Below are 11702 nucleotides of genomic sequence, written 5' to 3'. Positions count from 1 at the left end.
CCGCCGGATCGCCGGTGCCGGCCGGTGCGCCGGCGCGGCGGGCGGCGTCGCCGTCGCCTGCCGCCTCCGTGCCGCCGCTGCCGCTGCCGCTGTCCACGCCGGTGTTCCCGGCCTGCCCGGCGTCGTCGGCGCCCGGGGCGGCCCCGGTCTTCGGCTCGTTCTCCGGCCCCTTGTTCACTGTCCCGTTTCCAGTCGCTTCGTCCGGCGCCGCATCGCTGCCGCCGGTCCGTAGCCCGTTCCCGCCCGGACTGTCATGCCGTGGCCTCCATGGCCACCCTGAGCGCCGCGATCCCGCGGGAGCCGTATGCCTTCACGGACCCCAGGGAGATCCCGAGCGTCTCCGCCACCTGAGCCTCGGTCATGTCCGCGAAGTATCGCAGGACGAGCACTTCGCGCTGACGGCGCTGCAGTCCGCGCATCGCCTTGATGAGCGCGTCGCGCTCCAACTGGTCGTACGCGCCCTCCTCGGCGCTGGCCATGTCGGGCATCGGCTTCGACAGGAGCTTGAGGCCGAGGATGCGCCGGCGCAGGGCCGAGCGCGAAAGGTTGACGACGGTCTGCCGCAGGTACGCGAGCGTCTTCTCGGGCTCCCGCACGCGGCTGCGTGCCGAGTGGACCCGGATGAACGCCTCCTGGACGACGTCCTCGCAGGACGCGGTGTCGTCGAGGAGCAGCGCGGCCAGTCCGAGCAGCGAGCGGTAGTGCTTCTGGTAGGTCTCTGTGAGGTGGTCGACGGTGGTGCCCACAGCCATGGTCTCGTCAGCACCCGCGTCCGTGCGGCCGGCTGCTGACGGTACGACCGGGACTCCGGCGGCTCCCGGCGCCGCGGCACGGGACCGTCCCCGGCCCGTCTGCTGCGGGAGCGCGGCGGGCCCGGAGGGCATGGGCGACACGGCGTTGGACTCCGCCGCCGGCACGGGCGCGATCACCGGCATGCCGCCGCCGGCCGCCGCGGCCCTGGGCCTGCGGGCAGGGCGCGTCGGCACACCCCTGAGCGGGCCGATCGCGGGAAATTCGAGTACCTCTGCCACGCCTGTTGGACACACTGCCCCCCGGCAAGGTTGTACGCGCATGCCGTTGCTTCTGACGATGCACCACTTGCACCCATGCGTCCCCGCTCTCCCCCAATGCCCCGGTACTGGTGGTCACCCGACAGGGGTGACGGTGTAGACGTCCCGGGGAAGACCGGCGGTTGCAGGGCTTGCGCAGAAAGTCGGATCTGCATACTCCGACACGACGATGCCCCAGTTCAAGGGGTACAGACCAACGGATTACACACGCGGCCTTCACAAGTCGGGCACGCGATTTCGCTTGTGTTCGGAGCCGCGCGCGGGGGCCGGAAGCGATCCGCCGGATTCGACCGCAATGATCCCATGCGCCCCTGAAGCAGGCCGCGTTCACGCAGGTGGGGCCCCGTCGAACCACCCGCCGGGCAGGCGGGCGGGTGTGCCGGCGGGCGAGGGGCCGCAGCGAAGGGGACGGAGTCTCGGCCCCCGCGGCGGAGCATCAACCCGCCACCGGCCGGGCCTCGCCACCGGAATCCCCCGGCGCCCGGCGGCCGGGCGACCCGGCACGGCACACGGCACGGCCCGGCGCGGCAACCGCCCGAGGCATCGCATGCGGCCCCCGGCGCCCGAGGCACCTCCCGCGGCTCCCGGCGCCGCCCAACGGCTCCCGGCGCCGCCCAGCGGCTCCCGGGCCCCGCGTCCCGCTCAGCTCTCGCGGTACTCCGCGGCCACCGCCTCGGCGATCTGCACGCAGTTGAGCGCGGCGCCCTTGCGGAGGTTGTCGCCGCAGGCGAACAGCTCGAGACCGCACGGGTCGTCGAGGGTCCGCCGGACCCGGCCGATCCACGTGGGGTCGGTGCCGACCACATCCGCGGGCGTCGGGAAGTCGCCCGCTCCGGGGTTGTCGAACAGGACGACGCCGGGCGCGGTCGCCAGGGTCTCGTGCGCCCGCTCGACGGTGATCTCCTGCTCGAAGCGGGCGTGGAGCGACACCGAGTGGGCCGTCACGACCGGGACGCGGACACAGGTCGCCGTGACCGGCAGGTCGGGCAGGCCGAGGACCTTCCGGGTCTCCGCGCGGACGCCCATCTCCTCGGAGGACCAGCCGTCCTCGCGCAGCGAGCCCGACCACGGCACCACGTTGAGCGCGAGCGGCGCCGGGAAGGGGCCCGTGGCGTCGCCGACCGCCCGCCGCACGTCGCCGGGGTGGGTGCCGAGCTTGCCGCGGGAGACGAGCGACATCTGCTCCCGCAGTGCCGCGACGCCCTCCTGCCCCATCGAGCTGACCGCCTCGTACGAGGACACCACCAGCTCGCGCAGGCCGAACTCGGCGTGCAGGGCCCCGATCGCCACGATCAGCGAGAGCGTCGTGCAGCCGGGGCTCGCGACGATGCCCCGGGGGCGCATGCGCACCGCGTGCGGGTTGACCTCGGGCACCACCAGCGGCACCTCGGGGTCGTCCCGGAACGCCGCCGAACCGTCCACCACGACCGTGCCGCCCGCCGCCGCGACGGGCGCCCACCGCGCCGACACGTCGTCCGGAAGAAGGAACACCGCGACGTCCACGCCCCGCAGCGACTCCTCGGTGAGCGCGACGACCTCCGTCTCGACCCCCCGGACGGTGAGCTTGGTGCCCTCGGTGCGCCGGGACGCGAGCAGCCTGATGTCGCCCCAGACGTCCGCGTGCTGGGACAGGATCTGGAGCGTCACGGCGCCCACGGAGCCGGTCGCGCCGACGACCGCCAGCGTGGGCCGCGCGGTCGTCGGCCGCCCGGTCATCGGCGGTTGCCTCTGCGGGACGTCACCGGCCCGTGCCTCCGTACACGACCGCCTCGTCCGACTCGCTGTCGAGGCCGAACGCGGTGTGCACCGCGCGCACGGCCTGGTCGACCTCGTCGGCGCGCGTGACCACCGAGATGCGGATCTCGGAGGTCGAGATCAGCTCGATGTTCACGCCCGCGTCGGAGAGCGCCTCGAAGAATCCGGCCGTGACGCCCGGGTTGGTCTTCATGCCGGCGCCGACCAGCGAGATCTTGGCGATCTGGTCGTCGTAGCGCAGGGAGTCGAACTCGACGGTGCTCCTGGTCTTCTCCAGCGCGTCGATGGCCTTGCGGCCCTCGGCCTTCGGCAGCGTGAAGGAGATGTCCGTCAAGCCGGTCGAGGCGGCGGACACGTTCTGCACGACCATGTCGATGTTGATCTGGTTGTCGGCGATGGCGCGGAAGATCTTCGCGGCCTCGCCGGGCTTGTCCGGGACCCCGACGACCGTGATCTTCGCCTCGGAGGTGTCGTGGGCGACACCGGAGATGATGGCCTGCTCCACCGTGCGGTCCCCTTGCGAATCGTTGCTGACCCATGTGCCCTGGAGCCCGGAGAAGGACGAACGGACGTGGATCGGGATGTTGTATCGGCGCGCGTACTCGACGCAGCGGTGCAGCAGCACCTTGGAGCCGGAGCTGGCGAGCTCCAGCATGTCCTCGAAGGAGATCCGGTCGATCTTCCGGGCCTTCTTGACCACGCGGGGGTCGGCGGTGAACACGCCGTCGACGTCCGTGTAGATCTCGCAGACCTCGGCGTTCAGCGCCGCCGCGAGGGCGACCGCCGTGGTGTCGCTGCCGCCCCGGCCCAGCGTGGTGATGTCCTTCTTCTCCTGGGACACGCCCTGGAAGCCCGCGACGATCGCGATGTTGCCCTCGTCGAGCGCCGTACGGATACGGCCGGGCGTCACATCGATGATCCGCGCCTTGTTGTGGACGGAGTCGGTGATGACGCCGGCCTGGCTGCCGGTGAACGACTGCGCCTCGTGGCCCAGGTTTTTGATCGCCATCGCCAGCAGCGCCATGGAGATCCGTTCTCCGGCGGTCAGCAGCATGTCGAACTCCCGGCCGGACGGGATGGGTGACACCTGCCCGGCGAGATCGATCAACTCGTCCGTCGTGTCGCCCATCGCAGACACCACGACGACCACCTGGTGGCCGGTCTTCTTGGCGTCGACGATCCGCTTGGCGACCCGCTTGATGCCCTCGGCATCGGCTACGGAGGAGCCTCCGTACTTCTGCACGACAAGGCCCACGTGCGCTCCTCGATCATTCCGTTGGTCGGTCGGCTCAGTCTATCGAGCAGGTGCGCGACACTCCGGACATATCACATGGCGAGACGACCTGCTCACTTAGTGACCGGACGGGCCATGCGTTCCGGGGCATCGGCGCTGCTCGGCATGGATCCATGCCCCCGATGGCGGGGGCCACGCGGAAGGTAATCCACTTCACAGGACCTACCCGCTTTGTTCCGTCCGTTTGTTCTGCGCGCCGCCCGTCCGTTTGTTCTGCGCGCCGCCCGCCCATGTGTTCTGCGCGCCGCCCGGTCATCCGTTCTGGCGGGTGTTCGGACCCGGCCGGTGTCTGCCGCCGGGGTACAGCGCCCGCGGGCGGGCGCCGCGGCCCCCGGCCTGCGGTGACGGCTGGCGCAGCGGCCGCCCGCGCCGCCCCCGATCCTCCGCGCGGCCCACGCCAGGACGGCGGGGCAGCCGGGCAGCGGGGCAACCGGGCAAATGGCGGCGGGCGGCGGGCGGGCCGGGGAAACGGCTGTCCGGTCAGATGCCGCGCACGCCCAGCGGCCCGGCGATCTCCTCGGCCATGACCTGCCCGGCCTCCTCCGCGAGCGCGTCGTCCTCGGCGCTCAGGTCCTCGTCCGTGTCCAGGCCGTCCAGGGCCGGCAGCGGCTGGTTGAGGCGGACGTGCGAGACCAGGGACTGCAGGGCCCGCAGCGTCGCGGAGGCGACCCCGCCCCAGCTCGTGAGGTACGAGAACTGCCACCACCACAGCGCCTCGGTGAAGCGGCCCGCACGGTAGTGCGCCATGCCGTGCCGCAGGTCCGTGACGACGCCGGCGATGTCGTCCGAGATGCGCGAGGGGACGGGCGCCTTGCGGGGCTCGTACGGGTCGAAGACCTCGGAGTACACGTCGATCGGTTCGAGCAGCGCGGCGAACCGTTCCCGCAGCTCGTCCACGTCGGGCTCCGGGCCCAGGTCGGGCTCGTAGCGCTCGTCCGGGAGGATGTCCTCGTGCGCGCCGAGCCGGCCGCCGGCCAGCATCAGCTGGGAGAACTCCAGCAGCAGGAACGGGATGGCGCTGTCCGGCTCGTCGCCCTTGGCGACCTCGGTGACCGCGACGATGAAGCTCTCGATCTGGTCGGCGATCTGGACCGCGAAGTCGTCCGGGTCCTGTTGGACAGCGTGCAGAGTTGCGTCAGACATCGAGAAGTCGTCTCCCCTCGAAGGCACGCCCCAGCGTGACCTCGTCGGCGTATTCCAGGTCGCCCCCCACGGGGAGACCACTGGCCAGCCGGGTGACCTTCAGCCCCATCGGCTTGATCATGCGGGCGAGGTACGTCGCTGTCGCCTCGCCCTCCAGGTTCGGGTCGGTCGCGAGGATCAGCTCGTTCACCGCACCGTCCGCGAGGCGGGCGAGCAGTTCACGGATCCTGAGGTCGTCGGGGCCGACGCCCTCGATGGGGCTGATCGCACCGCCGAGCACGTGGTACTTCCCGCGGAACTCACGGGTGCGCTCGATCGCGACGACGTCCTTCGGCTCCTCCACGACGCAGATGACCGCGGGGTCGCGGCGCGGGTCCCGGCAGATCCCGCACTGCTCCTCCTGCGCGACATTGCCGCACACCGCGCAGAACCTGACCTTGTCCTTGACCTCGATGAGGGCATGGGCGAGGCGGCGCACGTCCGTGGGCTCGGCCTGCAGGATGTGGAAGGCGATCCGCTGCGCGCTCTTGGGACCGACGCCCGGCAGCCTGCCCAGCTCGTCGATGAGGTCCTGAACCACGCCTTCGTACAACGGGTGCCTTCCTTCGTCTCCTGCGGTCCCGAGGTCCCGAGGTTCTGCTGTGCTGCGGGTTCTGCTGTCCTGCTGGTTCTGCGGTCCCTGCTGTCCTGCGGTTCCTGGTGTCCTGCGGTTCCTGCCGCCGTTCTGGGCGCCCCGCGGTTGCGCGGTCCCGCTGTTCCCGCGCGGTCCCGCCGACCGGCGCCGCGGCCGGCCGCCCCGCCGGACGGGGTCCACACTCGCGAAGCCCTCGTAAAGCCGACGTCAGAAACGGCGGCGGGGAACGCCGTCCGGGGGTGCCCGGAGCGCGGCGCTCCCCCGCCGGGGCGCCGGGCCGGCGCCGTCAGAACGGCATGCCGGGCATTCCGCCGAGGCCCTGCGCCAGCGGCCCGAGCTTCTGCTGCTGGAGCTGGTGCGCGTTGTCGTTCGCCGCCTGCACGGCCGCGAGGACCAGGTCGGCGAGCGTCTCCGTGTCCTCGGGGTCGACGGCCTTCGGGTCGATGACCAGGCCCTTCAGTTCGCCGGACCCGTTGACGGTGGCCTTCACGAGGCCTCCGCCGGACTGGCCCTCGACCTCGGTCGCAGCCAGCTCCTCCTGCGCCTGCGCGAGGTCCTGCTGCATCTTCTGGGCCTGCTGGAGCAGCTCCTGCATGTTCGGCTGACCACCACCGGGAATCACGGTCACTCCTGGCAAATTCGACGACGAGCAACGACAACAATCCTGTGAAGCGAGCCTACGTGCTCCCGGTCGACCTCGCTCCACCCGTTGGGACCAACTCTTTCGGGTGAGTGCGGCGGGGTCCCCTACCTGATCACGCGCCTCCTGCGGGGGAACTTCCCCGAAACGGGGCCTCCACGCCCTCCGTTCGGCGGTAGGAAAGTGCGACGTGCCACGCCGTACGACCCTTCGTGCGCCGTGCGTGCGCCTGATCAGTGCGGCGCGACACGCAGGACGGCGTACGGCGCTGTGCGCGGGTGCCCGTACGGCATGGGGCGCTGCTCGCGTACGACCGCACGACATGCGCACGTGAGCGCACGAGAGATCCCGGTGTGACCGCGCCGGGAAAGCCGAACCGCTAAGGAGTGCCCCGGTGAGCCAGCCGGAGATGCAGCCCGGAGGGCCCGGCCGGGAGGACGAGCTCGCGGAGACGGGCGCCGGTGCCCGGGCCGTCCGGCCCGCGGGCGACGGCAGTTCGGGAGGCGGCGGCCCCGATCACGGGGAGCTGGTGGGCGGGCCGTTCCCGCCCGGCGACTGGGGCGAGCCCGCGCAGCGCCTGGACGAGCTGTACCGGTGGGTCGAGTCGGGCGCCCTGCGCACCGTGCGCTGGTACCTGGCGGACCGGGTGCGGCGCAGACTCGCGGCGCGGGCGCTGCGCGGCGGCACGGCGGTGGCCGCGGTCACCGGGGTCGCGCTGCCGCTGCTCGACCTGGCGGGCAAGGCGCCGGGGGCGGCGAGCTGGGGCTGCCTCGCGCTGCTGCTGGGCGGCGCGTGCCTGGCGTGCGACCGCTACTTCGGCGTGACGTCGGGCTGGATGCGGCACGTGGCGACCGCCCAGGCGGTCCAGCGGCGCTTGCAGACCCTCCAGTTCGACTGGGCGGCCGAGTCGGTGCGTGAGGTGCTCGGCCCCGCGGAGGGCACGGCCGGGGAGGCGGCCGAGCGCTGCCTCGGCGTCCTGCGCCGCTTCTGCGAGGACGTCACGGAGCTGGTACGGGCGGAGACCGCCGACTGGATGGTCGAGTTCCGCGGGGGCGTGGGGACGGGTGCGCTGCTGCTCCAGTCGGCGCCGCCGCACCGCGGCGAGATGCCCGCGCCCGCACCGCCGCGCCCCTTCGTGCCGGGCGCCCGCCCCAACATGCCGCGCCAGCGGCCCCCCGAGCCCCGCTGACCCGGCGCCGCGCGGACCACGACGGTACGAGCCGGGAACGCGCGGGCCGCGACCGTACGAGCCCGGCTCCTGCGGGCCGCGACCGTTCACGCCACGCCCGTACGAGCCGGGACCACGCGGACCCCGACCGTTCACGCCACGCCCGAACGAGCCGGAACCACGCGGGCCGCGACCGTAGTGGCCACAGCCCCGCGGGAACCTCTGCCGGGAGCCGTCAGGCGTCCGCCGCGAACCGTACGACCGTGCCCGCGGCCTCCAGCGCCGCCCGGGCGTCGGGCGGCGCCTCGGCGTCCGTCACCACCAGGTCCAGGGCCGCCGCGTCCGCCACGTGCGCGAGCGCCGTGCGGGTCAGCTTGGCGCTCTCCGTCACCGCGATCACCCGGCGCGAGGCGCGGATCGCGGCGCGCTTGACGGCCGCCTCCGGCAGGTCGTACGCCGTCAGGCCGTCGGCGGCGGTCAGGCCGCAGCACCCGATCACCGCGGTGTCGAAGCGCAGCGCGGTGATCGACGCCTCGGCCAGCGGGCCCACGAGCCCGAGCTCGCCCGGGCGCGCCTCGCCGCCCGGCAGGAGCAGCGTCAGCCCGGCGCCGTCCGCCAGCGCGTTCGCCGTGTGCAGCGACAGCGGCATGACGGTCAGCCGCCGTCCCCGCAGGGCCCGCGCCACCTCGCGGCAGGTCGTGCCGCCGTCCACGACGACCGCCTCCCCATCGGCGATCAGCCCCGCGACCTCGTGCGCGAGCGCGCGCTTGCGCGCGACGCCCTCGTCGGAGCGCAGGGCGAACGGCGTCTCCTCCCCCCGCAGCAGCAGGCTGCGCGCCCCGCCGCGGTAGCGCTCCAGCACGCCCTGGCCGGCGAGCGTCTCCAGGTCGCGGCGCACGGTCATCTCGGAGGCGGCGGTGAGCTCCGCGAGGTCCGCCACGCTCATCTCGCCCGCGGCGCGCACCGCGTCCGCGATCTGCCTCAGCCGGTTCGTCATGAGCCCATTGAACATCAATGCCGTTCGAAAGTGCCAGTTCCGAACAAGTTGAATGTGCGATACGTTCGACGGCATGACGAGTTCGCCGCGCAGCCTGCGCCCCGCCCGCCTCGCCACCTTCGCCTTCTTCGGCCTCAACGGCTTCGTCCTCGGCATGTGGGTGGTGCACATCCCGGTGATCGAGCAGCGGGCGGGCATCAGCCACGCCGTGCTCGGCTGGCTGCTGCTCGTCCTCGGCGGGGGCGCGTTCGCCGGCATGCGGCTCGCGGGGCCGCTCACCGACCGGCTCGGGCCGCGTGCGGTGGTGCCGGCGAGCGGGGTGCTGCTGAGCGCCTCGCTCGCCCTGCCGGGCCTCGCCACCGGCGCCTGGACCCTCGGCGCCGCCCTGGTCGTGCTGGGCTTCTTCAACGGCTGCCTCGACGTCTCCATGAACACCCACGCCGTCCAGGTCGAGCACCGCTACGGCCGCCCGATCCTGTCCGCGTTCCATGCCGTCTTCTCGCTCGGCGGGGTCGCCGCGGCACTCGTCGGCGCGCGCACCCTGAGCTGGGGCTGGGGCGCGCCCGGGACCCTCGCGGGCATGGGGGCGTTCGGGGTGCTCGTCGCGCTGGCGTCCGCGTCCGTCCTGCTGCCGCGCGAGGCGACGTCTGGGGCTCCGGAACCGGCCCCGGCCCCGGCCCCGGCTCCGGCCGCGCAGCCGGCTCCCGAACGGGCTTCCGCCGCGGAACGGGCTCCGGGGCCGGGACCGGAGCAGGCGGGAACCCGGGGCCGCCGCCCTGTCCCCGCCCGGATCCGGGTCCTCGCGGCGCTCGCGTTCATGCTGATGCTCTGCGAGGGCGTCGCCAACGACTGGAGCAGCCTGGACCTGCGGGACGTCCTCGACGCCCCGGCGGCCACCGCGGCCTTCGCCTACGGCGCGTTCTCCACCGCCATGACCGTCGGACGCCTCGTCACCGACCGCGTGGCGGCCCGCTTCGGCCCCGTCGCGATCGTCCGGTACGGCGCGGGGCTCGCGACGCTCGGCCTGGCCGTCGTCGCGCTCACGCCCTGGATCCCGCTCGCGCTCGCCGGGTGGGCCGTCTTCGGTCTCGGCCTGTCGGGCTGCGTCCCGCAGCTGTTCAGCGCGGCGGGGCACGCCGACCGCGAGGCGGCGGGCGCGAACGTCTCCCGGGTGGCGGGCCTCGGCTACCTCGGCATGCTCGCCGGGCCGACGGTGATCGGTCCGCTCACCCGCCTCGTACCGCTGAACGCCGCCCTCGCCGTGCCCGTACTGCTGTGCGCGACGGCGGCCCTGTGCGCGGGCGTCCTCCGGCCCCGTGTGGACCCGGGCCTGACACCGGGTCCACACGGCACCGCTCCCGGCCTGGACGGCGGGACCCCGGCCGGCACGGCGCCGGCCGGTCCCGCCCGGGACCCGGGCCGCCTCGGCTGAACGGGCCGCCACAGCCGACCCGGCCGCCTCAACCGACCCGTTCGCCTCCGCAGCCCGGGCCGCCTCAGCTGAAGACGATCATGGAGCCCTGTCCGAGGCTCTTGGTCGTCGCCGCGTGCAGCCCGAGCCACACGTGCCGTTCCCGCGCGAACGGGCCGTCGTCCAGCCCGCCGGTCCGCGCCGGCTCCTCCAGCGTCGTGGGGCCTGCGGGCGGCAGCGGCGGCGCCGGCGGGTTGCGCGGGTCGATGCCGATCACCGGGGCGACGAACTCCAGCTCGCGCAGCAGCCCCTGGGTCGAGCCGAGCGGCCCGCCGCCCTCCAGGAGCTGGTCGTTGGACAGGGGCGCGGCGAAGTCCACCGGCACGTAGGCGCCCGCGTGGTCGAAGTGCCACACGAGGTGCGACTGCTGGGCCGTCGCGTCGAACATCTCCAGCAACTGCTCGTAGTCGCTGCCCAGCTCGCCCACGGGCGTCACCGGGAGCCCGCAGACCTGGAGCAGGTAGGCGCGCCGCAGGAAGTGCAGCGCGTCGTAGTCGAAGCCGGCCACCGGGGCGACGTCGCCCGACAGCCCCGGCATGTAGGCGTACACGGGCACGGGCGGCAGGCCGGCCTCACCGAGCGCCTTGTCGTAGACGGCGATCTCTTCGGCGAAGGGGTTGTCGGGGCTGTGGCACAGCACGTCGACGAGGGGGACCAGCCACAGGTCACAGGCCAAGGGGGGCTCGCTCTCCGGCAGTTCTCGCTCTGGCAGTTGTCACTCTGGCAGGGTTCGCGGCGCGCGGGGCGCGCACCGAGGGGTCGTCGGGGGTCCTCGTCGGCGCGTGCCGGCGCGGGTCCCCCGGCTCGATGGCTCCGTGCGGTCGTCCACGGGGATGCGGGCGGTCGTCCATCGGGATCCGCGGGGACGCCCGATCCGTCCGTGCGGTCGTCCGTGTGCGGGGTGCTCGGCAGGGTGCTCGGTCGGCTGCGGGTGTCTGTCCGGTCGGCTGCCCCGCCCCACGCGATCGCGCCCGCGCCCCGGCGGATGCCGGCGCCGCGGGCCGCTCACGGTGGTGCGGAGCCGTGGTCGGGCCAGCGTAATGCGCCCGGCACGCGGCGCGAAGACTGCGGCACGCACGGGTGTCAGACCGCCGCCCCGCCGGGCGCCGCGCCGTCGGTGCCGCCCGGCGGCCGGTCGCGCTCCCGGGACGCCAGCGTGTCGGCCCACGTGAGTAAATGCGTGTTGTACTGGCCGACCAGGGCCCTGATCCGGGCCGTGTCGCCCGCCGCCACCGCGTCCACCAGTTCCTCGTGCCCGCTCCACAGCCAGCGCTGGGCCCGGGGGTCCTGCCGCAGGTACGGGACGGCGAACACCCAGGCCTTCACGCGCATCCGGTCCAGGAACTCCGAGACGTACCGGTTGTCGCCGAGCGCGCTCAGTTCGCGCCAGAACCGCAGGTCGTAGCCGATGAGTATGGCCACGTCCCCGGCCCGCGCGGCCCGGGCGGCCTCCTGGGCCCGGCGCCGTACGGAATCCAGCGCACGCGCCCGGGCGGGCGCCGCGCCCGTACGGGGCCCGCCGGGCCGGCG

General features: G+C 73.7%; 11 protein-coding genes. 2 read left to right on the top strand and 9 right to left on the bottom strand.

Annotated elements, in window-relative coordinates:
* Window positions 1-251 precede the first annotated feature (251 nt).
* The 6 genes from L1885_RS14990 to L1885_RS14965 form a co-directional block, all read right to left on the bottom strand.
* Complete coding sequence (locus tag L1885_RS14990; protein WP_235797602.1) at window positions 252-1031, bottom strand: SigE family RNA polymerase sigma factor; 780 nt, start codon at window positions 1029-1031, stop codon at window positions 252-254.
* A gap of 681 nt (window positions 1032-1712) precedes the next feature.
* Window positions 1713-2786, bottom strand: coding sequence for an aspartate-semialdehyde dehydrogenase (locus tag L1885_RS14985; protein WP_235797601.1), 1074 nt, complete (start codon window positions 2784-2786; stop codon window positions 1713-1715).
* 22 nt (window positions 2787-2808) lie between these two features.
* Entirely contained in the window at window positions 2809-4080 is a 1272-nt protein-coding gene (locus L1885_RS14980; RefSeq protein WP_235797600.1) for an aspartate kinase, read from the bottom strand.
* A gap of 519 nt (window positions 4081-4599) precedes the next feature.
* Window positions 4600-5262, bottom strand: coding sequence for a DUF5063 domain-containing protein (locus L1885_RS14975; protein WP_235797599.1), 663 nt, complete (start codon window positions 5260-5262; stop codon window positions 4600-4602).
* On the bottom strand, window positions 5255-5854 hold the full coding sequence (gene recR / locus L1885_RS14970; protein WP_235797598.1) for a recombination mediator RecR: 600 nt from the start codon (window positions 5852-5854) through the stop codon (window positions 5255-5257). The genes L1885_RS14975 and recR overlap by 8 nt, the downstream gene beginning before the upstream one ends.
* A gap of 328 nt (window positions 5855-6182) precedes the next feature.
* Window positions 6183-6518, bottom strand: a complete 336-nt coding sequence (locus L1885_RS14965; RefSeq protein WP_235797603.1) for a YbaB/EbfC family nucleoid-associated protein — start codon at window positions 6516-6518, stop codon at window positions 6183-6185.
* 412 nt (window positions 6519-6930) lie between these two features.
* Between L1885_RS14965 and L1885_RS14960 the strand changes: the two genes are divergently transcribed.
* Window positions 6931-7725 carry an SLATT domain-containing protein gene (locus tag L1885_RS14960; protein ID WP_235797597.1) on the top strand — a complete coding sequence of 265 codons (795 nt, stop codon included), beginning with the start codon at window positions 6931-6933 and terminating at the stop codon, window positions 7723-7725.
* A gap of 214 nt (window positions 7726-7939) precedes the next feature.
* On the opposite strand, the gene L1885_RS14955 is transcribed toward L1885_RS14960, so the two are convergent.
* Window positions 7940-8701, bottom strand: coding sequence for a DeoR/GlpR family DNA-binding transcription regulator (locus L1885_RS14955; RefSeq protein WP_235797596.1), 762 nt, complete (start codon window positions 8699-8701; stop codon window positions 7940-7942).
* Between the two features lie 73 nt (window positions 8702-8774).
* Between L1885_RS14955 and L1885_RS14950 the strand changes: the two genes are divergently transcribed.
* Complete coding sequence (locus tag L1885_RS14950; protein WP_235797595.1) at window positions 8775-10133, top strand: MFS transporter; 1359 nt, start codon at window positions 8775-8777, stop codon at window positions 10131-10133.
* A 64-nt stretch (window positions 10134-10197) separates the two neighbouring features.
* Here L1885_RS14950 and L1885_RS14945 read toward each other — a convergent pair whose 3' ends face one another.
* Window positions 10198-10848: a putative DNA-mimic protein gene (locus L1885_RS14945; RefSeq protein ID WP_235797594.1), complete on the bottom strand. Its 651-nt coding sequence runs from the start codon at window positions 10846-10848 to the stop codon at window positions 10198-10200.
* Window positions 10849-11255: 407 nt separating this feature from the next.
* On the bottom strand, window positions 11256-11702 hold a 447-nt coding region (locus L1885_RS14940; RefSeq protein WP_235797593.1), incomplete at its 5' end, for an FCD domain-containing protein.

The organism is Streptomyces fuscigenes, assembly GCF_021556455.1.
Classification (GTDB): Bacteria; Actinomycetota; Actinomycetes; order Streptomycetales; family Streptomycetaceae; genus Streptomyces; species Streptomyces fuscigenes.
This window is presented reverse-complemented; position numbering and strand designations above follow the sequence as displayed.